Source organism: Rhodococcus sp. BP-241 (assembly GCF_019836145.1).
Classification (GTDB): domain Bacteria; phylum Actinomycetota; class Actinomycetes; order Mycobacteriales; family Mycobacteriaceae; genus Rhodococcoides.
This window is the reverse complement of sequence record NZ_JABUEI010000001.1, coordinates 627,931-650,841: the sequence shown is the minus strand read 5'-3', so window position 1 is coordinate 650,841 and position 22,911 is coordinate 627,931. Positions and strand designations below refer to the sequence as shown.

General features: G+C 68.0%; 20 protein-coding genes and 2 tRNA genes. 16 read left to right on the top strand and 6 right to left on the bottom strand.

The annotated features are described in order from the left end of the window. Positions 1–12: 12 nt before the first annotated feature. The gene (locus tag HQ308_RS03005; protein WP_222645380.1) at positions 13–504 is read right to left on the bottom strand and encodes a PH domain-containing protein; all 492 of its coding nucleotides are present in this window, start codon (positions 502–504) and stop codon (positions 13–15) included. A gap of 274 nt (positions 505–778) precedes the next feature. Between HQ308_RS03005 and HQ308_RS03000 the strand changes: the two genes are divergently transcribed. The 5 genes from HQ308_RS03000 (at position 779) to HQ308_RS02980 (ending at position 7,071) form a co-directional block, all read left to right on the top strand. Then, complete coding sequence (locus tag HQ308_RS03000; protein WP_051613648.1) at positions 779–2,707, top strand: acetolactate synthase large subunit; 1,929 nt, start codon at positions 779–781, stop codon at positions 2,705–2,707. Continuing rightward, on the top strand, positions 2,704–3,207 hold the full coding sequence (gene ilvN, locus HQ308_RS02995) for an acetolactate synthase small subunit (RefSeq protein WP_027507015.1): 504 nt from the start codon (positions 2,704–2,706) through the stop codon (positions 3,205–3,207). Before HQ308_RS03000 ends, ilvN begins: the two co-directional genes overlap by 4 nt. 79 nt (positions 3,208–3,286) lie before the next feature. Continuing rightward, positions 3,287–4,288, top strand: a complete 1,002-nt coding sequence (ilvC, locus tag HQ308_RS02990) for a ketol-acid reductoisomerase (protein WP_027507014.1) — start codon at positions 3,287–3,289, stop codon at positions 4,286–4,288. Between the two features lie 147 nt (positions 4,289–4,435). Beyond that, a complete protein-coding gene (gene serA / locus HQ308_RS02985) occupies positions 4,436–6,031 on the top strand; it encodes a phosphoglycerate dehydrogenase (protein ID WP_056445463.1) in 1,596 nt (531 codons plus the stop codon). Between the two features lie 26 nt (positions 6,032–6,057). Continuing rightward, complete coding sequence (locus HQ308_RS02980; RefSeq protein WP_222645379.1) at positions 6,058–7,071, top strand: 3-isopropylmalate dehydrogenase; 1,014 nt, start codon at positions 6,058–6,060, stop codon at positions 7,069–7,071. Here the strand turns inward: HQ308_RS02980 and HQ308_RS02975 are convergent. After that, positions 7,060–8,265, bottom strand: a complete 1,206-nt coding sequence (locus tag HQ308_RS02975) for an MFS transporter (protein WP_222645378.1) — start codon at positions 8,263–8,265, stop codon at positions 7,060–7,062. The two genes, HQ308_RS02980 and HQ308_RS02975, sit on opposite strands and share 12 nt — an antisense overlap. A 131-nt stretch (positions 8,266–8,396) precedes the next feature. On the opposite strand from HQ308_RS02975, the gene HQ308_RS02970 reads away from it, so the two are divergent. The 6 genes from HQ308_RS02970 to HQ308_RS02945 all read left to right on the top strand — a co-directional run bounded on the left by HQ308_RS02970 (position 8,397) and on the right by HQ308_RS02945 (position 12,835). Further along, positions 8,397–9,167, top strand: a complete 771-nt coding sequence (locus HQ308_RS02970) for a fumarylacetoacetate hydrolase family protein (protein WP_027507010.1) — start codon at positions 8,397–8,399, stop codon at positions 9,165–9,167. Further along, a complete protein-coding gene (gene gltX / locus HQ308_RS02965; RefSeq protein ID WP_027507009.1) occupies positions 9,164–10,648 on the top strand; it encodes a glutamate--tRNA ligase in 1,485 nt (494 codons plus the stop codon). Before HQ308_RS02970 ends, gltX begins: the two co-directional genes overlap by 4 nt. A gap of 36 nt (positions 10,649–10,684) precedes the next feature. Next, positions 10,685–11,671: a YihY/virulence factor BrkB family protein gene (locus HQ308_RS02960; protein ID WP_037187043.1), complete on the top strand. Its 987-nt coding sequence runs from the start codon at positions 10,685–10,687 to the stop codon at positions 11,669–11,671. 87 nt (positions 11,672–11,758) lie between these two features. Continuing rightward, positions 11,759–11,830, top strand: a tRNA-Gln gene (locus HQ308_RS02955). A gap of 83 nt (positions 11,831–11,913) precedes the next feature. After that, positions 11,914–11,986, top strand: a tRNA-Glu gene (locus HQ308_RS02950). A 108-nt stretch (positions 11,987–12,094) separates the two neighbouring features. Next, positions 12,095–12,835: a glycosyltransferase family 2 protein gene (locus HQ308_RS02945; RefSeq protein ID WP_222645377.1), complete on the top strand. Its 741-nt coding sequence runs from the start codon at positions 12,095–12,097 to the stop codon at positions 12,833–12,835. A 20-nt stretch (positions 12,836–12,855) separates the two neighbouring features. Here the strand turns inward: HQ308_RS02945 and HQ308_RS02940 are convergent, their stop codons facing one another. Beyond that, positions 12,856–13,557, bottom strand: coding sequence for an IclR family transcriptional regulator (locus HQ308_RS02940; protein ID WP_027507006.1), 702 nt, complete (start codon positions 13,555–13,557; stop codon positions 12,856–12,858). Positions 13,558–13,618: 61 nt separating this feature from the next. Between HQ308_RS02940 and leuC the strand changes: the two genes are divergently transcribed. The 3 genes from leuC (at position 13,619) to HQ308_RS02925 (ending at position 16,573) form a co-directional block, all read left to right on the top strand. Then, the gene (leuC, locus tag HQ308_RS02935; protein ID WP_222645376.1) at positions 13,619–15,037 is read left to right on the top strand and encodes a 3-isopropylmalate dehydratase large subunit; all 1,419 of its coding nucleotides are present in this window, start codon (positions 13,619–13,621) and stop codon (positions 15,035–15,037) included. Between the two features lie 54 nt (positions 15,038–15,091). Beyond that, positions 15,092–15,700, top strand: coding sequence for a 3-isopropylmalate dehydratase small subunit (leuD, locus tag HQ308_RS02930; protein WP_222645375.1), 609 nt, complete (start codon positions 15,092–15,094; stop codon positions 15,698–15,700). A gap of 162 nt (positions 15,701–15,862) precedes the next feature. Continuing rightward, a complete protein-coding gene (locus HQ308_RS02925; RefSeq protein ID WP_027507003.1) occupies positions 15,863–16,573 on the top strand; it encodes an HU family DNA-binding protein in 711 nt (236 codons plus the stop codon). Between the two features lie 77 nt (positions 16,574–16,650). On the opposite strand, the gene HQ308_RS02920 is transcribed toward HQ308_RS02925, so the two are convergent. From HQ308_RS02920 to cofC, 3 genes are all read right to left on the bottom strand, one after another. Then, on the bottom strand, positions 16,651–17,586 hold the full coding sequence (locus HQ308_RS02920) for an NUDIX hydrolase (protein ID WP_222645374.1): 936 nt from the start codon (positions 17,584–17,586) through the stop codon (positions 16,651–16,653). A gap of 9 nt (positions 17,587–17,595) precedes the next feature. Beyond that, positions 17,596–19,725, bottom strand: a complete 2,130-nt coding sequence (locus HQ308_RS02915; RefSeq protein ID WP_231476464.1) for an RNA degradosome polyphosphate kinase — start codon at positions 19,723–19,725, stop codon at positions 17,596–17,598. A gap of 186 nt (positions 19,726–19,911) precedes the next feature. Beyond that, positions 19,912–20,610, bottom strand: a complete 699-nt coding sequence (gene cofC, locus HQ308_RS02910; RefSeq protein ID WP_027507000.1) for a 2-phospho-L-lactate guanylyltransferase — start codon at positions 20,608–20,610, stop codon at positions 19,912–19,914. 126 nt (positions 20,611–20,736) lie between these two features. On the opposite strand from cofC, the gene HQ308_RS02905 reads away from it, so the two are divergent. Then, entirely contained in the window at positions 20,737–21,735 is a 999-nt protein-coding gene (locus HQ308_RS02905) for an NAD(P)H-dependent glycerol-3-phosphate dehydrogenase (protein ID WP_222645373.1), read from the top strand. Positions 21,736–21,788: 53 nt separating this feature from the next. After that, the gene (locus tag HQ308_RS02900; protein ID WP_222645372.1) at positions 21,789–22,895 is read left to right on the top strand and encodes a D-alanine--D-alanine ligase family protein; all 1,107 of its coding nucleotides are present in this window, start codon (positions 21,789–21,791) and stop codon (positions 22,893–22,895) included. Positions 22,896–22,911: the final 16 nt, after the last annotated feature.

The following is a 22,911-nucleotide window of genomic DNA, read 5'->3' as shown; positions in this document are numbered from 1 at the left end:
AGTTGTGGTCGTTCAGGCCCGCGGTTCGGCCTCGTGCTGCTCGACGGCGGACTCGGCCTCGACCGGTTCGTCCTGAGCGGGCTCCTCGACCGGCGACGGATCCGGCACCGCGCCGCCGCTCGCCGCGGACAGAAGCGGGAGCTTGTCGACGGTCACGCCCGGCATCCGGACGGTCGAGCCGTCCTCGAGGGTCGCCTTGCCCCACCCGAGCTTCGGGAACAGCAGTCCCGTCACGGACGACCACGGCACCGTGGTGGAACGGAACGCCCGGCGCGAGACGAACCGCTCCGGAGTGACGGTGGTCCGGACGCGGATGATCCAGTACCCCAGCAGGACCGGGAGCGCGAGCATCCACCCGAAGAGCTCCGGCGCCCCGACCACGGGGAACGTGACCCCGAACAGGAACAGCGCCACGCCGGACAGCGCCAGGGCCGGGATGCGGAACACCGTGGGGGCCGCGGGGGAGGCGTCGGAAGTGGGGCTCTCGGTATGGGAGACTGTCACCGGTGGTTCGGACTGCTGCGAAGACGACACCCCTCCATCTTCGCACTGCATAACGCCATCCCACATAATGGGACAACGAGTTCGGTAAGTTTGACTGGCACCGCATCACGCGCCTAACGTCACACGCGTGAAGCGTGAAGAGTTCCTCGTAATCGGCAGGCGCGTCGTCGCCTGAGCCGAAACGTCTTCACGCTCAGCCACGACGCGCCACCCTCGTACAGCATCTGCTGGCGAGGGTTTTTTCTTGCCCGGATGAAGTTCTAAGGAAGCACCAGTGAGCGCACCCACCGCCCGGCCCGGCCCGGCACCACGCAAGGCTCCGCCCGCCGCCGATCGTCCCACTCCGTCCGCGACGCCGCAGCGTCGTCCCCTCGCGCCCGAGCGCGTGACCGGAGCGAAGTCCGTCGTCCGCGCACTCGAGGAGCTCGAGGTCGACGTCGTCTTCGGCATTCCCGGTGGTGCCGTACTTCCCGTCTACGATCCGCTGCTCGACTCGGCGAAGGTCCGGCACGTGCTGGTGCGACACGAGCAGGGTGCCGGCCACGCCGCCACCGGCTACGCGCAGGCCACCGGCCGCGTCGGCGTGTGCATCGCGACGTCCGGTCCCGGCGCCACCAACCTGGTGACGCCGCTGGCCGATGCGCAGATGGACTCCGTCCCGGTCGTCGCCATCACCGGACAGGTCGGCCGCGCGCTGATCGGTACCGACGCCTTCCAGGAAGCCGACATCTCGGGCATCACGATGCCCGTCACCAAGCACAACTTCCTCATCACCGACCCGCTCGACATCCCGCGCATGATCGCCGAGGCCTTCTACCTGGCGTCCTCCGGACGACCGGGCGCGGTGCTCGTCGACATCCCGAAGGACGTCCTGCAGGCGCAGACCACCTTCTCGTGGCCGCCGGAGATGAAGCTGCCGGGCTACCGCCCGGTGACGAAGCCGCACGGCAAGCAGGTGCGTGAGGCCGCGCGGCTCATCGCGGCAGCGAAGAAGCCGGTGCTGTACTGCGGCGGCGGCATCATCAAGTCGAACTCGTCGCCCGAGCTCCTCGAGCTGGCGGAGCTCACCGGCATCCCCGTCGTGACGACACTGATGGCGCGGGGCGTCTTCCCGGACAGCCACGACCTGAACCTCGGCATGCCCGGCATGCACGGAACGGTCGCCGCGGTCGCCGCACTGCAGAAGAGCGATCTGCTCATCACGCTCGGTGCTCGTTTCGACGACCGCGTGACCGGGCAGCTCGACTCGTTCGCCCCCGAGGCGAAGGTGGTCCACGCCGACATCGATCCCGCCGAGATCGGCAAGAACCGGTTCGCCGACGTGCCGATCGTGGGTGACTGCCGCGAGGTCATCGTCGAGCTGATCGAGGCGATCCGCGCGGACCAGGCCACCGGCACCGCGCTGGATCTCGCCGACTGGTGGACCTACCTCGACAACGTGCGGCGCACCTACCCGCTGAGCTACGACCGTCCGTCGGACGGTGCGATGTCGCCTGAGTTCGTGATTCAGTCGATCGGCAAGTTCGCCGGACCCGACGCGATCTACTGCGCCGGGGTCGGACAGCACCAGATGTGGGCCGCTCAGTTCATCAGTTACGAGAAGCCGCGGACGTGGCTCAACTCGGGTGGACTCGGCACGATGGGCTACGCGGTCCCGGCCGCGATGGGCGCCAAGATGGGTCTGCCCGACACCGAGGTCTGGGCCATCGACGGTGACGGCTGCTTCCAGATGACCAATCAGGAGCTCGCGACCTGTGCGGTCGAGGGCATCCCGATCAAGGTCGCCGTCATCAACAACGGCAACCTCGGCATGGTGCGGCAGTGGCAGACGCTCTTCTACGAGGAGCGCTACTCCAACACCGAGCTCGGCACGCACGGCGCCGTCCGCATCCCCGACTTCCTCAAGCTCGCCGAGGCGCTGGGATGCGTCGGACTGCGGTGCGAGCGTGAGGAGGACGTCGACGCGGTGATCGCGCAGGCGCGTGCGATCAACGATCGCCCGGTCGTCATCGACTTCATCGTCGGCAAGGACGCCCAGGTGTGGCCGATGGTCGCTGCGGGCACCGGCAACTCCGAGATCATGGCCGCCCGCGGCATCCGTCCTCTGTTCGACAACGACGAGGAAGCGGCGCAGGAGCCCGGCTCGGTCGGCGACGTCACCGAGGCGGCCCAGGGCGCGAATTCGAAAGGCATCGACCTGTGAGCACCAGTCACACCCTGAGCGTGCTCGTCGAGGACAAGCCGGGCGTGCTCGCACGCGTGGCGTCGCTGTTCTCGCGCCGCGGATTCAACATCGCCTCCCTCGCGGTGGGCGGCACCGAGGTTCCCGAGATCTCGCGCATGACCATCGTCGTCACGGTCGACGAGTTCCCGCTCGAGCAGGTGACGAAGCAGCTGAACAAGCTCGTCAACGTCATCAAGATCGTCGAGCAGGAAGCCGATTCGTCGGTCGCCCGTGAGCTCGTGCTCATCAAGGTCCGCGCCGACGCGAGCGTGCGGAGCGAGGTCATAGAGACGGTGAACCTGTTCCGCGCCAAGGTCATCGACGTCTCGCCGGAGGCAGTCACCGTCGAGGCGACCGGTACCCGCTCGAAGCTCGAGGCGTTGCTCCGGATGCTCGACCCGTACGGTGTTCGCGAGATCGTCCAGTCCGGCGTCGTCGCGGTGGGTCGTGGACCGAAGTCCATCACCGCGTCCCGCTAGTCACCCAACCCAGTAGTTTCGATTACCCGGTCACATGCGACCGGGACAGATGTAGGAGGAAACCACAGTGGCAGTCGAGATGTTCTACGACGACGATGCCGATCTCTCGATCATCCAGGGCCGCAAGGTCGCTGTGATCGGATACGGAAGCCAGGGCCATGCGCACTCGCTCAGCCTGCGCGACTCGGGCGTCGACGTCCGTATCGGTCTGAAGGAAGGCTCCAAGTCGCGTGACAAGGCTGCCGAGCAGGGCCTTGGCGTGGGCACGCCGGCGGAGGTCTCCGAGTGGGCCGACGTCATCATGCTGCTCGCTCCGGACACCGCCCAGGCGCAGATCTTCAAGGACGACATCGAGCCCAACCTCAAGGACGGCGACGCGCTGTTCTTCGGCCACGGCCTGAACATCCACTTCAAGCTCATCGAGGCCCCGGCCAACATCACCGTCGGCATGGTCGCCCCCAAGGGACCCGGCCACCTCGTGCGCCGTCAGTTCGTCGACGGCAAGGGTGTTCCCGCCCTCATCGCCGTCGACCAGGATCCGAAGGGTGAGGGCCAGGCTCTCGCGCTGTCCTACGCCCGCGGCATCGGCGGCACGCGTGCCGGAGTCATCAAGACCACGTTCAAGGAAGAGACCGAGACCGACCTCTTCGGTGAGCAGGCCGTGCTGTGCGGCGGTACCGAGGAGCTGGTGAAGACCGGCTTCGAGGTCATGGTCGAGGCCGGCTACGCGCCCGAGATGGCGTACTTCGAGGTGCTGCACGAGCTCAAGCTCATCGTCGACCTCATGTACGAGGGCGGCATCGCGCGCATGAACTACTCGGTGTCCGACACCGCGGAGTTCGGTGGCTACCTCTCCGGGCCGCGCGTCATCGACGCCGGCACCAAGGAGCGCATGAAGGCGATCCTGGCCGACATCCAGTCGGGCGAGTTCACCAAGCGCCTCGTGGCCAACGTCGAGAACGGCAACACCGAGCTCGAGGGCCTGCGCAAGCAGAACGCCGAGCACCCCATCGAGGTCACCGGCAAGAAGCTGCGCGACCTCATGAGCTGGGTCGACCGTCCCATCACCGAGACGGCCTGACTCTCGCATTCCTGACACGGGGCACCCGCGGTCGAGTTCCTCGACCTCGGGTGCCCTGCGTCGGGTCGCGGCTCGGCCACTAGGCTGACGCCCGCACGAATCCGGAACCACACCTCTTCTCCGTCACCTGATCAGGGAGTTCTCCACGTGAGCCAGCCAGGCCGCCCCGTCGTCCTCATCGCCGACAAACTTGCGCAGTCCACCGTCGAGGCTCTCGGCGACGGAGTCGAGGTCCGGTGGGTGGACGGTCCGGATCGTCCGGCCCTCCTCGCCGCGGTCCCCGATGCCGACGCCATCCTGGTCCGCTCCGCGACCACGGTCGATGCCGAGGTGCTCGCTGCCGGAACCAAGCTCAAGATCGTCGCCCGCGCCGGCGTCGGCCTGGACAACGTCGACGTCCCCGCAGCCACCGAGCGCGGCGTGCTCGTCGTCAACGCCCCCACGTCCAACATCCACACCGCCGCCGAGCACGCGGTGACGCTCCTGCTCTCGGCTGCTCGCCAGATCCCCGCCGCCGACGCCACACTGCGTCAGCACGAGTGGAAGCGCAGCAAGTTCAACGGCGTCGAGATCTTCGGCAAGACCGTCGGCGTGGTCGGGCTCGGCCGTATCGGTCAGCTCTTCGCGCAGCGTCTCGCCGCGTTCGAGACGCACATCATCGCGTACGACCCCTACGTCTCGCCGGCTCGTGCCGCGCAGCTCGGTATCGAGCTGGTCAGCCTCGACGAGCTTCTCGAGCGTGCCGACATGTTCTCCGTACACCTGCCGAAGACCCCCGAGACCAAGGGTCTGATCGGCAAGGAGGCGCTCGCCCGGACCAAGAAGGGCGTCATCGTCGTCAACGCCGCCCGCGGTGGACTGGTCGACGAGCAGGCTCTCGCCGACGCGATCACCAGCGGCCACGTCTTCGCCGCGGGTATCGACGTCTACGCGAGCGAGCCCTGCACCGACAGCCCGCTGTTCGAGCTCCCGCAGGTCGTCGTCACCCCGCACCTCGGTGCCTCGACCACCGAGGCCCAGGACCGCGCCGGCACCGACGTCGCCAAGTCCGTCCTGCTCGCCCTCGCCGGCGAGTTCGTGCCCGACGCGGTGAACGTCTCCGGCGGTGCCGTCGGCGAGGAGGTCGCGCCGTGGCTCGACATCGTGCGCAAGCAGGGCGTCCTGCTGGGTGCCCTGTCGGACGAGCTCCCGACGTCGCTGTCCGTCGACGTGCGCGGTGAGCTGGCGTCCGAGGACGTCGACATCCTCAAGCTGTCGGCGCTGCGGGGACTGTTCTCCGCCGTCATCGAGGACGCGGTCACCTTCGTCAACGCACCGTCGCTCGCCGAGGAGCGTGGTGTCACGGCCGACGTGACCAAGGCCAGCGAGAGCCCCAACCACCGGAGCGTCGTCGACGTCCGAGCGGTCTACGGCGACGGGACCGTCGTCAACGTCGCGGGCACCCTCACCGGTCCCCAGCACGTGGAGAAGATCGTCAACATCAACGGCCGCAACTTCGATCTGCGCGCCGAGGGCAAGAACCTCATCGTGACGTACGACGACCGTCCCGGCTCGCTCGGACGCATCGGCACCGCCCTGGGCGACGCCGGTGTCGACATCGCCGCCGCGGCACTCAGCCAGGACGCGGAGGGCGGTGGCGCCACCATCCTGCTGCGCGTCGATCGAGATGTGGCGCAGGACGTTCGGGACGCCATCGCCGCCTCCGTGGGCGCGACGACCATCGAGCTGGTCGACCTGTCCTGATGTCGACGCCGAACGAGGGGACTTCGATGAAGCTGGGTGTCGTGGCCGGAGACGGCATCGGACCGGAGGTGGTGGCCGAGGCGCTCAAGGTGCTCGAGGTGGTCGCGCCCGGTGCGGAGACCACGGAGTACGACCTGGGTGCACGGCGCTATCACGCGACGGGGGAGATCCTGCCGCCGTCGGTTCTCGAGGAGCTCCGCGGCCACGACGCCATCCTGCTCGGCGCCATCGGTGATCCGTCGGTGCCCAGCGGTGTGCTCGAGCGCGGATTGTTGCTGACCGCGCGATTCGCGCTGGATCACCACATCAACCTGCGCCCGTCCAAGCTGTACCCGGGTGTCGTCGGTCCGTTGGCGGGCAACAAGCCGGTCGACATCGTCGTCGTGCGGGAGGGCACCGAGGGCCCGTACACGGGCAACGGCGGCACCATCCGCGTCGGCACTCCGCACGAGGTCGCCACCGAGGTCAGCCTCAACACGCGGTTCGGTGTGGAGCGCGTGGTCCGTGACGGCTTCGCGCGAGCGATGGGTCGTCGCAGGCACCTGACCCTGCTGCACAAGACGAACGTGCTGGGGTTCGCGGGATCGCTGTGGAAGCGGACGGTCGACGAGGTCGCCGCAGAGTTCCCCGACGTCGAGGTGGCGTACCAGCACATCGACGCGGCGACGATCCACCTGGTGACCGACCCGGGCCGCTTCGACGTGATCGTCACCGACAATCTCTTCGGCGACATCATCACCGATCTCGCGGCCGCGGTCGCCGGTGGTATCGGTCTGGCCGCGAGCGCGAACATCGATGCGACGCGGACGAATCCGAGCATGTTCGAGCCCGTGCACGGCAGTGCGCCGGACATCGCCGGCAAGGGAATCGCCGATCCGACGGCCGCCATCCTGTCGGTGTCGCTCCTCCTCGCACATCTCGGCGAGACCGAGGCGGCGGCGCGCGTCGAGTCCGCCGTCGCGCAGGACCTGGCGACGCGCACCGCCGGGGACCCGGGCACGACCGCGACGATCGGCGATCGGATCGCCTCACTGGTGTAGTCGGTCTCGCGCTTCTCGCGGAATGGTCGGTACCGCGAGAAGCGCGATCGCCGCGGACACCCCGAACGCCACCGCGTACGACGTGTGCGTGATCAGGGCGCCGAACACCGGGGGAACCGCCGACGCGGCGATGAACTGACTGGTGTTCTGCGCGCCGAGTGCTCGCCCGCTCCAGAACGGACCCGCCCGCTCGGCCACGGCGGTGAATGCGAGCCCGTTGGGTGACACCGTCGCCACCGACGCGACCACGAGTATCACCACCGATACCGCGAGGCCGGCGGCGTCCGCGATCGCCAGCGCGGCCATCACGGCCACGACGCCGACGGCGACCCACCGCATCGGTCCGAGTCTGCTGCCCACCCGGTCCGACACTGCGCCGGCGGCGATGCGTCCTCCCGCTCCGAGAATCTGCGAGACGGTGATCAGGACACCGGCGGCCTCCGGGGACCAGGCCCGTTGGTCCACGAGCCAGACGAGGGCGAACGTCCACACCACGTACTGCGGCACCACCAGCGCGACCGACGCACCGTGTATGCGCCAGAGATCGCGACGCCCGCGGTAGGGGTTGGCGAGGAGATCGGCACTCGAGGCGGCCGATCGGGAGGGCCGCGGCGGATCGAACACACCGACGAGGCAGGCGAGAGCGGAGAGGGCGGACGCGACCGCGGGAAGGAGCATCGCGGTTCCCACTCCGTGATCGCGGGCGATACCGGGAATCAGCAACGCGGACAGCGCGACTCCGAGAGGGAGTGACATCTGCCGGATTCCCATCGCCAGGCCGCGGCGGTGGGGAGGGAACCACCCCACCACCACGCGTCCGGTGGCGGAGTTCACGCTGGCGGCGGCCATGCCGCCGAGCAGCAGGAAGACGGCCAGCGCCACCGTGGACTCCGTCGCGGCGGCGCAGAAGGCGGCCATCGACGTCAGCACGGAACCAGCGATCAGGGATCGCCGTTCGCCCACGCGGTCGACGACGGCGCCCCACGCGAACAGAGTCAGGACGATGCCGGCCGTCGGCATCGCCACGACCAGACCCGCCGACGCGAGCGAGAGTCCGCGCTGATCCCGAAGTGCGGGGATGAGGAAGGCGGCGCCGTTGAGAAGCAGTGCCGTGGAGGCCGTCGCGAGCATGCCGATCACGAGCATCGCCCACCGACCCGCCGTGGACGTGGTGTAGCGCTGGGCGCGACTCATACCGGCTCCGTTCTCACTATATGGGATAACATTCTCGCCTGTTGAACTCCCGGTCGCCGATGCTACCCCGTACGTGATCGTCGTTCGTCGCCCGCCGGTGTCCGCTCGACGCCGCTCGATAGACTTCCGCCATGCGTCTTGGTCGAGTAGCGAGTCCCGACGGTGTTGCATTCGTCGCCATCGAAGGCGACGGAGACGAGAGGACGGCGCGAGAGATCGCGGAACATCCCTTCGGCACACCCACCTTCACCGGCCGGAGCTGGTCCCTGGCCGATGTCCGCCTGCTGGCGCCCATTCTGGCCAGCAAGGTGATCTGCATCGGCAAGAACTACGCGGCGCACGCCGCGGAGATGGGCTCGGACGCACCCGAGGACCCGGTCATCTTCATCAAGCCCAACACGTCCATCGTCGGACCCGGTGCGAACATCGTGCGTCCGCCGACGTCGTCCGAGGTCCACTTCGAAGGTGAGCTCGCGGTGGTCATCGGCCGTCCGTGCAAGGACGTCCCGGCAGCACGCGCTCTCGACGTGGTGCTCGGCTACACCGTTGCGAACGACGTCACGGCCCGCGACAACCAGCGCCACGACGGTCAGTGGACCCGCGCCAAGGGTTACGACACCTTCTGCCCACTCGGCCCGTGGATCGAGACCTCGCTCGACGCCTCGGATCTCGCTCTGACCACCACGGTGGACGGCGCGGTGAAGCAGAACAGCCGTACGTCGCTCCTGCTGCACGACGTGCCGAAGATCATCGAGTGGATCTCGTCGGTGATGACGCTGCTTCCCGGCGACGTCATCCTGACCGGCACCCCGGAAGGCGTGGGGCCGATCGTGGCGGGCGAGAGCGTGTCCGTCGAGATCGAGGGCATCGGCACGCTGACCAATCCGGTGGTGGACAAGTGACCGCCGCGAGCGTTCCCGCATCCGACGTCCGCGTCCGGTTCTGCCCGTCGCCCACCGGAACCCCGCACGTCGGGCTGGTGCGCACGGCGCTGTTCAACTGGGCGTTCGCCCGCCATCACGGCGGCGCATTCGTGTTCCGCATCGAGGACACCGACGCCGCACGTGATTCCGAGGAGTCGTACCAGGCGCTGCTCGACGCGCTGCGGTGGCTCGGACTCGACTGGGACGAGGGTCCCGAGGTCGGTGGGCCGTACGAGCCGTACCGGCAGTCGTTGCGCCGCGATCAGCACCTCGCCGTGGTGCAGCAGCTCGTCGACGCGGGGGAGGCGTACGAGAGCTTCTCCACACCGGAGGAGGTGGAGGCGCGGCATCTCGCGGCCGGCCGGGATCCGAAGTTGGGCTTCGACAATCACGACCGCACGCTGACCGACGAACAGCGGGAGGCCTTCCGCGCCGAGGGACGCAAGCCCGTCGTCCGGTTGCGTATGCCCGATCACGATCTGTCGTGGAACGACCTCGTGCGCGGCGAGACGACGTTCCGCGCCGGCACGGTCCCCGACTTCGCGCTCACGCGCGGCAACGGTGTCCCGCTGTACACGTTGGTGAACCCCGTGGACGACGCGCTGATGAAGATCACGCACGTCCTGCGCGGTGAGGACCTGCTGTCCTCGACCCCGCGTCAGATCGCGCTGTACGAAGCCCTCGTGCGCATCGGTGTGGCAGAACGCATTCCGCAGTTCGGGCACCTCCCGTTCGTGATGGGGCAGGGCAACAAGAAGTTGTCGAAGCGCGACCCCGAGGCCGATCTCTTCCTGCACCGGGAGCGCGGGTTCGTCCCCGAAGGCCTGCTGAACTACCTGGCTCTCCTCGGGTGGGGATTCTCTGAGGACCGGGACGTGTTCTCGCTCGACGAGATGGTGGGTGCCTTCGACATCTCGACGGTCAACTCGAATCCGGCCCGCTTCGATCAGAAGAAGGCCGACGCCATCAACGCCGAACACATCCGGTTGCTCGAGCCGGCCGACTTCGCCGCGCGCCTGCGGGCGTATCTCGAGACGCACGGCCATCCGATCGGGGTGTCGGACGCAGCGTTCGCCGAGGCCGCGGAACTGGTGCAGACGCGCATCGTCGTGCTGTCCGACGCCTGGGGACTGCTGAAGTTCCTGCTTGCCCCCGCCGACGAGTTCACGGTCGATCCGGCATCGGCAGCCAAGAATCTGGGCGCCGACGCGGCACCCGTTCTGGACGCGACGGTGAGCGCGGTCGAGGGCGCACCGGAGTGGACTGCGGAGGCCTTGGAGTCGGCTCTCAAGGTCGCGCTGATCGACGAGATGGAGCTGAAGCCGCGTAAGGCGTTCGCGCCGGTGCGCGTGGCGGTGACCGGTTCCCACATCAGCCCACCGCTGTACGAGTCGATGGTGCTGCTGGGCCGGGAGCTGACGCTGGCCCGATTGCGGTCGGCCCGTGCGTCGATCGTCTGAGGTGACTCGGGGCAGTTCGGGCGAAAGGGTGCGGTGATGAGCTTCACCGATCGGATCGACAGATTTCAGCAGCGGCATCCCGCCATGGGATTCCCGTTGGCCGTGTTCTACAAGTTCTTCGACGACCAGGGTGGCTACCTGGCAGCGCTCATCGCCTACTTCGGTTTCATCTCGCTGTTCCCGTTGCTGCTGCTGTTCTCCACCGTCCTGGGCATCGTCCTGGCCGGTGATCCCGAACTGCAGCAACGGATCATCGATTCGGCCATGAGCCAGATCCCCTTGATCGGTGAACAACTCGGCCAACCGGAAGGGCTGAGCGGGGGGACCGGGGCCATCGTCATCGGTGTCCTGGGATCGCTCTACGGCGGCCTGGGTGTGGCGGTGGCCGCACAGAACGCGATGAACGTCGCCTGGTCCGTCCCGAAGAACGATCGCCCCGATCCCGTCCGGGCGCGGGTGCGCGGCTTCGGCCTGCTGCTGACCGTCGGGACGGCCGTCATCGGCGTCACGGTCCTGAACGGTTTCAACGCGGCGGGCTTCTTCGGCACGGTCGCACAGGTGCTCGTCACGATCGCGGCGATCGTGCTCAACACCGCCACGTTCGTCGTGGCGTTCCGGCTCGGGACCACGCGTGCGGTGAGCGTGCGCGACGTGCTTCCCGGAGCCGTCATCGGCGCGCTGCTGTGGCAGGCCCTGCAGTCCTTCGGTGGGCTGTACGTCCAACGCGTCGTCGGCGGTGCGGACACCACCAACGGTGTATTCGCGATCGTCCTCGGGCTGCTCGCGTTTCTCTACATCTCCTCGCTGGTGTTGGTGCTGTGCATCGAGGTGAACGTCGTGCGGACCGACAGGTTGCACCCGCGCGCTCTGCTCACCCCGTTCACGGACAACGTCGAACTGACCGACGGTGATCGAGACGCGTACACGGCACAGGCGGAGGCGCAGCGAAGCAAGGGTTTCGAGGAGATCGAGGTCACCTTCGGCGAGCCCGACGGGTCGCAGTCGACCGACTCAGCCCGCTGACCAGCTGATTTGGTGAATGCGGGATGGTGTTTGGTAGTGTTCTCCACGGCTCGAAACGGCCCGGAGAACGCGGCCGGACCAGGCCATTGGGGTATGGTGTAATTGGCAACACAGCGGTTTCTGGTACCGCCATTCTAGGTTCGAGTCCTGGTACCCCAGCAGAGAAACACCCGATTTCGTCGGATGCTCTCGGCCGGTTATGCTCGTCCGGTTGCTCCACCTGATTCACAGATGAAGATCCTGGCCCCGTCGTCTAGCGGCCTAGGACGCCGCCCTCTCAAGGCGGTAGCGCGGGTTCGAATCCCGTCGGGGCTACAACAGTCGAGGACCACCGCGATGCGGTGGTCCTCGAGTCGTTTCCGGGGAAGCTGTGCCCTCACGCTCCGGTGGTGAGGCCGTGTCGGTGTGTCGTAGGTTCACTGGGTGTCCTCACTACTCATCGCTGTTCCCGTCTACGGCCAGATCGACTACACCCACGCTGTGGTCCAGGATCTGCGACGCGAGAACGCCACCTTCGTGATCATCGACAACCGCGGTGACTACGTCCCGCTCGCCGACGAGCGCGTCGTCACGCCCGGCCGCAATCTCGGCTGGGCCGGCGGATCGAACCTCGGGTTCCGCATCGCATTCAGCGACGGCCACACCCATGCGATGACGCTGAACAACGACACGCGATTGTCCCGCGGGTTCCTCGACGCGGTGACCGATCCGCAACTGCCGACCGATGCAGGCATCGTCGTGCCCGTCTACGACGACGCGTACGGCCACCGAGACATGAAGACGACGTACTCCGGGCCGGCCGAGGATTACGTTCCGGTCGACAGGTACCGCACGTGCTACGCCGTGGACGGAACCGCCATGACCATCACCAAGGACACCTGGCTTGCGCTCGGCGGATACGACGAACGCAATTTCGGGTCCACGGGGTGGGGTGCGGACGTCGACTTCTGCATCCGTGCTGCAGCAGAAGGATTCGGCAGTTATGTCACCGAGCGCGCGTTCATCAACCACTTCGGCCGAGCAACGGCCATCGCGATGATGGGCAACCGCAAGTACCTCGCCAAGTCCGCGGTGGGCATGGTGGGCGGTGTGCTGCGCCTGCACCGGGGCAACGTGAGGAACTGGCTGTCCACGCCGCAGCCGACGGTGCACGAGTTCCGGTAGCCCGACAGAGACGCTCCGCCTCAGAGGCGTTTCTGCACGGCGTCCGCGGCCGCGAGAAGGTCGGCGGCCCAGCGCGCTCCGGGGCGGCGCCCCATGCGGTCGATCGGGCCGGACACGGAGATCGCGGCGACCACGCGGTCGTCGCGTCCGCGGATCGGTGCGGCGACGCTGGCGACGCCGGGCTCGCGCTCGGCGGCGCTCTGCGCCCAGCCGCGCTTGCGTACCTCGGCGAGCACCCGCTCACCGAAGGCGGCGTCGGGGAGGACGCTGCGCTGTAGTGCGGGGTCGGCCCACGCCAACAGCACCTTGGCGCCGGAGCCGGCGGTGAGGGGGAGGCGGGCGCCGACGAGCACGGTGTCGCGCAGCCCGGTGGGAGGTTCCATGGAGGCCACGCACACGCGCACCGTGCCGTCGATGCGGTAGACCTGCACGCTCTCCCCGGTGATCTCGCGCAGCCGTGGCAGCACCGTGGCCGCGGCGTCGAGAAGGGGGTCCTCGGCGGTGTGCGCGAGTTCGGCGAGCGCCGGCCCCGGTCGCCACAGTCCGTCGGCGTCACGGCTCAGCATGCGGTGCGTCTCGAGTCCGATGGCGAGCCGATGCGCGGTGGCGCGGGGGAGTCCGGTGGCGGAACACAGGTCGGCGAGGCTGCACGGTTCGAGTGACGCAGCCTGCAGAACGCTCATTGCTTTGTCCAGAACGCCGATGCCGCTATGCTGTCCCATGTAGCGATACTAGCGTCTCACAACGTGAGATGGTGATCGTCGTCGGTCGAAAGGTGGAGTCATGGCAGCGAAGACCCTGGCGGAGAAGGTCTGGGATCAGCACGTCGTCGTTCGCGGCGGTGGTGAGGGTGACGCGACCAAGCCGGATCTCGTCTACATCGATCTCCACCTCGTGCACGAGGTCACCAGCCCGCAGGCGTTCGACGGACTGCGTCTGGCCGGTCGGCCCGTGCGCCGGCCCGATCTGACGATCGCGACGGAGGACCACAACGTCCCGACGGTCGACATCGACCAGCCGATCGCGGATCTCGTCTCCCGGACGCAGGTGGACACCCTGCGGCGCAACTGCGAGGAGTTCGGCATCCGCCTGCATTCGATGGGCGACATCGAGCAGGGCATCGTGCACATCATCGGGCCCCAGCTCGGTCTGACGCAGCCGGGAACCACTGTCGTGTGCGGGGACAGCCACACCTCGACGCACGGCGCGTTCGGCGCCCTCGCGATGGGCATCGGCACCAGTGAGGTCGAGCACGTGCTGGCGACCCAGACACTGTCGTTGCGCCCCTTCAAGACCATGTCGGTCACGGTGGACGGCGAGCTCGGTGACGACGTCGGCAGCAAGGACCTGATCCTGGCGGTCATCGCACAGATCGGTACGGGCGGTGGGCAGGGCTACGTCATCGAGTACCGCGGCGAGGCCATCCGGAAGATGTCGATGGAAGCGCGGATGACCATCTGCAACATGTCCATCGAGGCGGGCGCGCGCGCGGGCATGATCGCCCCCGACGAGATCACGTTCGAGTACATCAAGGGTCGGCCGCACGCTCCCTCCGGTGAGCTGTGGGAGCAGGCCGTCGCCGACTGGTCCACGCTCGTCACCGACGACGGTGCCGTCTTCGACAAGGCAGTGCGGATCGACGGGTCGGCGCTGACTCCGTTCGTCACGTGGGGCACCAACCCGGGCCAGGGCGCCCCCCTCAGTGCGTCGGTACCCGATCCGGCCGAGATCCTCGACGAGGGCGAGAGTCAGTCCGCCGAGAAGGCGCTCACCTACATGGGTCTCGAGCCGGGCACGCCGTTGCGCGACATCGCGGTCGACACCGTCTTCCTGGGGTCCTGCACCAACGGTCGGATCGAGGATCTCCGTGTGGCAGCGAAGATCTTGGACGGCCGTACCGTTGCCGACGGTGTGCGGATGCTCGTCGTTCCCGGCTCGATGCGCGTGCGCGCACAGGCCGAGGACGAGGGACTGGGCGCGATCTTCACTGCCGCAGGGGCGGAATGGCGCCAGGCGGGGTGCTCGATGTGTCTCGGCATGAATCCCGATCAGCTCGCTCCGGGTGAGCGATCGGCCTCGACGTCGAACCGCAACTTCGAAGGGCGTCAGGGCAAGGGCGGCCGTACGCACCTCGTCTCGCCGGCCGTCGCCGCCGCCACCGCGGTGCGTGGACGGCTGTCGGCTCCCGGCGATCTCGGCTGAGTCGACCGAGAATCCGTCCGCCCCGTCCCTCGTACGCCCCGTCAGGAGCTCGTCATGGAATCGTTCACCACGCACACCGGAATCGGTGTCCCGCTGCGCCGCAGCAACGTCGACACCGACCAGATCATCCCCGCCGTGTACCTCAAGCGCGTGACCCGAACGGGTTTCGAGGACGGGCTCTTCGCGGGGTGGCGCACCGATCCCGGTTTCGTCCTCAACGCCCCGCCGTTCGACAAGGGTTCGGTTCTCGTCGCCGGACCCGATTTCGGCACCGGGTCCTCTCGGGAGCACGCCGTGTGGGCACTCTCGGACTACGGATTCCGGGCCGTGATCGCGTCCAGATTCGCCGACATCTTCCGCGGAAACGCCGGAAAGGCGGGTCTGCTGGCCGCCGTTGTCGAGCAATCTGATGTGGAACTGCTGTGGAAATTGCTCGACGAGCGCCCCGGGACGGAACTCACCGTCGACCTCGAGACGAAGACGATCAGCGCCGGAACACTGGTGGTGCGCTTCGATATTGACGACTACACGAGGTGGCGTCTGCTGGAGGGGCTGGACGACGTCGCGCTGACGTTACGCCAGGTAGAGGCCATTTCCGAGTTCGAGAAGTCGCGTCCGGAATGGAAGCCGAAGACACTTCCGGCGCCCGATCAGGCTCGGTGATTCCGGGCCGAAAAGGTCCTTCCCGCGACACTCATTGTGGCTGCGACGATTACAGCCGAACAGACTGTTTTGGCGTGGCTCGTGGACTCGTGCGCATTTCCGGTTTACCGTGGTACTCAGTCGGTCCGACGACGGGCCAATCAGTATGCGGAGGAATCACCGATGAACAAGGCAGAACTGATCGACGCCCTGACCGAGAAGACAGGCGCGGATCGCCGGAGCGCCACGGACGCTGTCGAGAACATCGTCGACATCATCGTGCGCGCCGTGCACCGCGGCGAGTCGGTCACCATCACCGGCTTCGGTGTCTTCGAGCAGCGTCGCCGTGCGGCCCGCGTCGCTCGTAACCCGCGCACCGGCGAGACCGTCAAGGTCAAGCCGACGTCCGTTCCCGCGTTCCGTCCCGGTGCTCAGTTCAAGGCCGTCATCGCCGGTGGCCAGAAGCTGTCCGCCACGGGCCCCGCCGTGAAGCGTGGCGCCTCCGCAGCCCCCGCGAAGAAGACTGCGGCAGCGAAGAAGACGGCAGCGGCGAAGAAGACCGCGGCCAAGGCTCCCGCGAAGGCGGCGACCAAGGCTCCCGCCAAGACGGCGGCGAAGAAGACCACGGCCACCAAGGCACCGGCCAAGACGGCGGCGAAGAAGACCACGGCCACCAAGGCACCGGCCAAGACGGCGGCCAAGAAGACCACCGCCACAAAGGCACCCGCCAAGACGGCAGCCAAGAAGACCACCACGGCCGCCGCGAAGAAGACCACGGCGACGAAGGCACCGGCCAAGACCGCAGCCAAGAAGACCACCCCGGCCAAGAAGGCCGCGCCCGCGAAGAAGGCGCCCGCCAAGAAGGCGCCGGCGAAACGTACTGCACGCAAGTAACGTTCCCGTTCGGCACGAAGGAGCCCCGGACCATCGGTCCGGGGCTCCTTCGTGTTCGTGTCGGCCGTACCGGCAGTTCAGTCGTGCCGGCTACGCGGGAGTGGCGAATCGGTGTAGTCCGCTGCCACCAGCACACCACCGACGAAGCTGAGCACCCAGACGCTGGCCTTGCGTGATCGGGTGCGGGAGAGTTCGACGCCGTCGCTCTCGGCCCACCACTCCATCAGGTTCGGAATCACCTTGCCCTGACTGCAGATCACCGGGACGCCGGACGTCGAGGCGATGATCTCGCGTGCGCGCTGACGTCCCTTGTCGGGATCCTGCGCGTACCCCTCCTCGGTCAGCGTGGGCTCCAGGGCCAGATCGACTCCGACGGACTCGGCCCACGGCGCGATGGTCTGGACGCACCGAGCACGCTCGGCGGTGAATCCGTCGGTGCCGCCGTAGGCCTGGATCAGAGGAACCAGTGCGGCCGCCTGGCGGACCCCGACGCTGTCGAGAGGCCGTTCGGCGTCGTCCCCCTTGTAGCGAGCCTTGCTCCCCGCCCGCGCATGGCGCACCAGCACAGCCGTACTCGTCGGGACCGGGTGCTGCGCGAAACGGCCGACGACGTCCCGGTCCGCCTCGTAGGTCGCGAGATCACGAGCCTCGGCGGGTGTGAGCCACCGCAGTTCGTCGACCTCGTCGTTGACGGCGAACTCGCCGTCCACGACTCGAGCGGCCCAGTAGTCCACCTGCTTGATCTTCTTCGAGCGCGGGAGCGGGTAGGTGGTGGTTCCGAGACCGTGTCCGAGAACGCACCGGAAACCGGTCTCCTCCCACACTTCTCGGACGGCGGCGACAGCGGGTACCTCGTCGGCCTCGACCTTGCCCTTCGGAAGGGACCAGTCGTCGTAGCGCGGTCGATGCACCAGCGCCACCATCGGCTCGTCGCCCTCGGGGCCCGGACGCCACAGCACCGCACCCGCGGCCAGGACCGGATCAGGCGTCTTCGATGCGCGTGAGCTGGTCATCGACCCACCTCACGATCCGGTGTAGCGACGCTGGCGCATGAGGGACACCTGGTGATCCCGCACCGTCTCGCCGCTCGCGGGGGACGCCGTCCAGGCGCCGTCGGACTGCAGTACCCAGCAGCGGGTCGTGACGTCCATGGCCGAGTCGAGCATCGAGTTCAGCTGACCGGACAGCTTCGGGTCCTTCACCTGAGCCATGACCTCCACGCGTCGATCGAGGTTGCGGTGCATCATGTCCGCGCTGCCGATCCAGAACTCGTCGATCGCCTCGAAGTGCAACACACGCGAGTGTTCGAGGAACCGTCCGAGAATCGACCGCACCTGAATGTTCTCGCTGAGACCGGGTACGCCCGGCTTGAGAGCGCAGATACCGCGCACGACCACCTCGACCTGGACGCCCTCGGTGGACGCCCAGTACAGCGCGTCGATCACCTGCTCGTCGACGAGTGCGTTGGCCTTCAGGCGGATTCGGGCTTTCGCGCCGTCCTTGTGCGCCCGCACCTCGGCCTCGATGCGCTCGACGATTCCCGCCCGCACACCGAACGGCGCGACGAGGAGGTTCCGGTACTGCTCCTTGCGCGAGTAACCGGTGAGCGAGTTGAACAGGTCGGTGAGGTCGGCGCCGATCTCGTCGGCGGCCGTGATGAGACCCACGTCCTCGTAGAGTCGGGCGGTCTTGGGGTTGTAGTTGCCGGTGCCGATGTGGCAGTACCGGCGAATGGTGTCGCCTTCGCGGCGGACGACGAGGCACGTCTTGCAGTGGGTCTTCAGGCCGACCAACCCGTAGACCACGTGCACGCCGGCCTGCTCAAGTTTGCGTGCCCAGGCGATGTTGGCCTGTTCGTCGAAGCGCGCCTTGATCTCCACGAGAGTCACGACCTGCTTGCCGGCCTCTGCCGCGGCGATCAGCGCGTTGACGATGGGGGAGTCGCCCGACGTCCGATAGAGGGTCTGCTTGATGGCGAGCACGTGCGGATCGGCTGCCGCCTGCTCGATGAAGCGCTGCACGCTGGTGGAGAACGAGTCGTACGGGTGATGCAGCAGCACGTCCCCGTCGCGCAGCGTGGAGAAGATCGACTTGGGCGTCTCGCGCTCTCCGAAGGCGGGGTGCGTCGCCGGCACGAACGGTGCGTCCTTCAGGACGGGCTTGTCGACGCCGTAGAGCTGCATGAGGCACGACAGATCGAGCAGTCCCGGCACCTGGATGACATCGCCGGGATCGACGTCCAACTCGCGCAGCAACAGGCTGAGCATGTGGTCGGTCATGTCGTCCGCGACCTCGAGGCGCACGGGCGATCCGAAACGGCGGCGCGCGAGTTCGCGCTCGAGGGCCTGCAGGAGGTCCTCGTCCCGATCCTCCTCCACCTCGAAATCGGCGTTGCGCGTAATGCGGAAGGCGTGGTGCTCGACGATCTGGAGTCCCGGGAACAGAACGTCGAGATGCGCCGCGATGAGCTCTTCCATGGGAAGGAACGCGGGCACGGCGCCGACGTCGCCTCGGTGCAACTGCACGAACCGATCGACGTTGTCCGGGACCTTCACCCTGGCGAAGTGCTCGCCGCCCGTGGTCGAGTCCTTCACCGTCACAGCGAGATTGAGGCTCAGTCCGGAGATGTACGGGAACGGGTGGGCGGGATCCACGGCCAGCGGGGTGAGGACGGGGAACACCTGCTCGGTGAAATACCGTGTCAGACGGGTTCGCTCGTCGGAGGTGACCTCCGACCACCGGATGACCGAGATCCCCTCGTTCGCCAGCTCCGGCAGGATGCGGTCGATGAAGGTGCGGGCGTGACGGTCGGCGATCTCCTGGGTGCGCCGGGCGATCAATGCCAGCTGCTCGCGGGGGGAGAGTCCGTCGGCGGAGCGGACGGACAGGCCGGTCTCGTCGCGGCGCTTGAGGCCGGCCACCCGCACCATGTAGAACTCGTCGAGGTTGCTGGCGAAGATGGCGAGGAACTTCGCCCGCTCGAGCAGCGGAAGCGACGAGTCCTCCGCGAGTGCCAGCACCCGTGAGTTGAAGTCGAGCCAGCTCAACTCGCGGTTGAGATAGCGGTCCTCCGGGAGCAGGTCCACCGGCACCGCGGTGTCCGATGTCGCGGCCGGCGGTGCCGTGGGTGCGGAGGGTGCGCGGCTGGCCAGCGGCGCGCTCCACTCACCGTCGACGGCGTCACCGGGTGCTGCGGAACTCGTGGGGGCCCCGGAACGGGAAGGGGCGTCGGTCGTGCTTTCGGTCGCCTCGTTGGTCACGCGTCGATCATCCCTCACGCGGGCCGTGCGCGAGTAGTCGACCGCGTGCGAATTCGCGACGGGCATCGCCCGGCCGTGTCAGCGCGCGGCGGTCCAGCCGAGCTCGGCGAGCAGCGCGGCGGTGTGCGGCCCCACCCCCAGGTCGAGGGCGGCGCGGACGTCGTCCGCCGTGTCCACGTCCAGACGCAGACCCGGCCAGGTGCCGCGGAGAGGGAACGCCCCGGAATCGACGTGGCGCGAGGCCGAGTCCGGACCGAACCGTGGTTCGAGGCGCCGGGGGCGACCCCGCACGATCAGGGCCGACGTTCCGGTTCCGGTGTGATCGATCACCACCGAGCGGGTGTCCGGGGGAGCGGCGGCGTAGGCCGCGACCAGTTCCGCGGTGCGCAGGGCGGGGAGGTCGGCCTGCAGGGCGATCACGTCGCCGCCGTGGGCGTCACTGATCGCGTCGTCCGCTGCGGACAGGGCGCGGTTGAGTCGCTCCACGGTGGTGGCGGCACCCGACTCGGGTTCGGACACCGTGTGTCCGCCGAGGGCGACGGCGACGCTCGCGACGCGAGAGTCCGGCGTGACGACCGACCATCCGGTGACGACGTCCGCCGCTGCGGCGGCCGACGCGGTGTCGCGCAACATCGCCAGCACGAGTTCGGCGCGTTCGTCGCCGGGGAAGGTCGTGGACAGTCGGCTCTTCGCGTCGACGAGGTTCTTCACCGCGAGCACGAGATGGACACCGCGCCGTGGGGCGGTGTCGGTCGGAGGTCGACTGGGCGTGCTCATGACTGTCGATCCTGCCAGCAGTCATTACCGCCGACTTCGTTCGGCAGGCCTCCGACATCGCTACTGTGAGCCGCCAGGGCTGCCGAGCGGGCGACGGCCTCGTGTCGATCGAGGAAAGGCTGGGTCATGGTCAAGGCAGCGGTGCTCGGTTCCGGTTCGTGGGGAACCGCGTTCGCGAAGGTGCTCGCCGACGCGGGCACCGACGTGACCATGTGGGCGCGTCGAGAGGAACTCGCGACGTCCATCCAGGAGAACCACCGGAACGACGACTACCTTCCGGGAGTCGCACTGCCGTCGGCCATTCGAGCGACTCACGACGCCGCGAAGGCGTTGGACGGGGCCTGCACGGTCGTCCTCGCGGTGCCCTCGCAGGCCTTGCGCGCCAACCTGGCGGAATGGGCACCGCTGATGGGGTCGGACGTCACCCTGCTCTCGCTCGCCAAGGGCATCGAGACGGGGACCCTCATGCGCATGTCGCAGGTGATCTGTCAGGTCACCGGTGCGGACCCGAGTCGCGTCGGCACGTTGTCGGGACCGAACCTCGCCAAGGAGATCGCCGCCGAGCAACCCACCGCGACGGTCATCGCGTGCCCGGACTCCAATCGCGCGATCGCGCTCCAGTCGGCGTGTGCCACCAGCTACTTCCGCCCGTACACGAACTCCGACGTCATCGGGTGCGAGATCGGCGGTGCGTGCAAGAACGTCATCGCCCTCGCGTGCGGCATGGCGGCGGGTATCGGTTTCGGGGAGAACTCGGTCGCCAGCATCATCACCCGCGGTCTCGCCGAGGTGACCCGTCTCGGTGTCGCGCTCGGCGCCAACCCGTCGACGCTCGCCGGTCTCGCCGGGGTGGGTGACCTCGTCGCCACGTGCTCGTCCCCGCTCTCGCGTAATCGCACGTTCGGCGAGCGGCTGGGGTCGGGTGGCTCGCTGGAGAGTGCGCAGGAAGCGGCGCACGGTCAGGTGGCCGAGGGTGTGAAGTCGTGCACATCCATTCGAGCTCTCGCGGAGGCCTACGACGTGGAGATGCCGCTCACCGATGCGGTCCACCGGGTCTGCCACGAGGGCCTCTCCGTTCCGGACGCCGTCCACAGCCTCCTGGGGCGTCGTCACAAGCCGGAGTGAACCGCGGCGGTGCGCGTCACGCCTCGTCCGGGGTTCGCCGGTACGGTGCTCACGTGACCGATCCCATCAAGGTCGCCGTGATCTACGGCGGTCGAAGCAACGAACACTCCGTCTCCTGCGTCTCGGCAGGAAGCGTCATGCGTCACCTCGACTCCGACCGCTTCGACGTGATCCCCATCGGTATCACGCGCGCCGGAACGTGGGTCGAGGGCACCGCCGACCCGACGGAGTTGCAGATCCGGGATCGGGTTCTCCCGTCGGTCGCCGGTGCGGGCGTCCCGCTCGCTCTCGGAGTCGATCCCGAGAACCCCGGTCGCATCACGCGCTCCGTCGACGGGACGGCCGAGGACATCGGTGCGGTCGACGTCGTCTTCCCGGTGCTGCACGGTGCCTACGGCGAGGACGGCACGGTCCAGGGGCTGTTCGAGGTCGCCGGCGTCCCCTACGTGGGACCGGGAGTCCTCGCGAGCGCCGCGGCGATGGACAAGGAGTTCACCAAGAAGCTGCTCGCGGCCGAGGGCCTTCCCGTCGGGCGCCAGGTCGTCCTGCGCCGCGATCGCGAGACCCTGACCTCCGACGAGCGCGACGTCATCGGTCTCCCCGCGTTCGTGAAGCCGGCCCGCGGCGGATCGTCGATCGGGATCACGCGCATCGTCGACTGGGCCGAGTTGGACGACGCGGTGGCCGTTGCGCGAGAACATGATCCGAAGGTCGTGATCGAGGCCGCCATCGTCGGCCGCGAGGTGGAGTGCGGTGTCCTGGAGATGCCGGACGGCTCCGTCCGCGCCAGCGTCGTCGCCGAGATCCGCATGGACGAGGCCTCGGCGTCGGCCGGTGGTGCGACGTTCTACGACTTCGACAGCAAGTACCTCGACGACGTGGTCGAGTTCGACATCCCGGCCCTGCTGGACGACGACGTCTCGACGGTGCTGCGGGAGATCGCGGTCCGTGCCTTCGCTGCGCTGGATCTGCAAGGTCTCGCGCGCGTCGACTTCTTCGTGACCGACGACGGTCCGGTGATCAACGAGATCAACACGATGCCCGGCTTCACGGCCATCTCGATGTACCCGCGGATGTGGGAGGCGACGGGCGTCGGCTACTCGGAGCTCGTCGGCACTCTCGTCGACACCGCGCTCGCACGGGGGACCGGACTGCGGTGAGAGGTCGGCCCTGCCG

What these genes read in the sequence shown, in the direction of transcription:
- ilvC (WP_027507014.1), top strand. Translation starts at nt 3,287, where the DNA reads ATGTTCTACGACGACGATGCCGATCTCTCGATCATCCAGGGCCGCAAG.
- HQ308_RS02980 (WP_222645379.1), top strand. Translation starts at nt 6,058, where the DNA reads ATGAAGCTGGGTGTCGTGGCCGGAGACGGCATCGGACCGGAGGTGGTG.
- HQ308_RS02975 (WP_222645378.1), bottom strand. Translation starts at nt 8,265, where the DNA reads ATGAGTCGCGCCCAGCGCTACACCACGTCCACGGCGGGTCGGTGGGCG.
- HQ308_RS02970 (WP_027507010.1), top strand. Translation starts at nt 8,397, where the DNA reads ATGCGTCTTGGTCGAGTAGCGAGTCCCGACGGTGTTGCATTCGTCGCC.
- HQ308_RS02960 (WP_037187043.1), top strand. Translation starts at nt 10,685, where the DNA reads ATGAGCTTCACCGATCGGATCGACAGATTTCAGCAGCGGCATCCCGCC.
- HQ308_RS02940 (WP_027507006.1), bottom strand. Translation starts at nt 13,557, where the DNA reads ATGGGACAGCATAGCGGCATCGGCGTTCTGGACAAAGCAATGAGCGTT.
- leuC (WP_222645376.1), top strand. Translation starts at nt 13,619, where the DNA reads ATGGCAGCGAAGACCCTGGCGGAGAAGGTCTGGGATCAGCACGTCGTC.
- leuD (WP_222645375.1), top strand. Translation starts at nt 15,092, where the DNA reads ATGGAATCGTTCACCACGCACACCGGAATCGGTGTCCCGCTGCGCCGC.
- HQ308_RS02925 (WP_027507003.1), top strand. Translation starts at nt 15,863, where the DNA reads ATGAACAAGGCAGAACTGATCGACGCCCTGACCGAGAAGACAGGCGCG.
- HQ308_RS02920 (WP_222645374.1), bottom strand. Translation starts at nt 17,586, where the DNA reads ATGACCAGCTCACGCGCATCGAAGACGCCTGATCCGGTCCTGGCCGCG.
- cofC (WP_027507000.1), bottom strand. Translation starts at nt 20,610, where the DNA reads ATGAGCACGCCCAGTCGACCTCCGACCGACACCGCCCCACGGCGCGGT.
- HQ308_RS02905 (WP_222645373.1), top strand. Translation starts at nt 20,737, where the DNA reads ATGGTCAAGGCAGCGGTGCTCGGTTCCGGTTCGTGGGGAACCGCGTTC.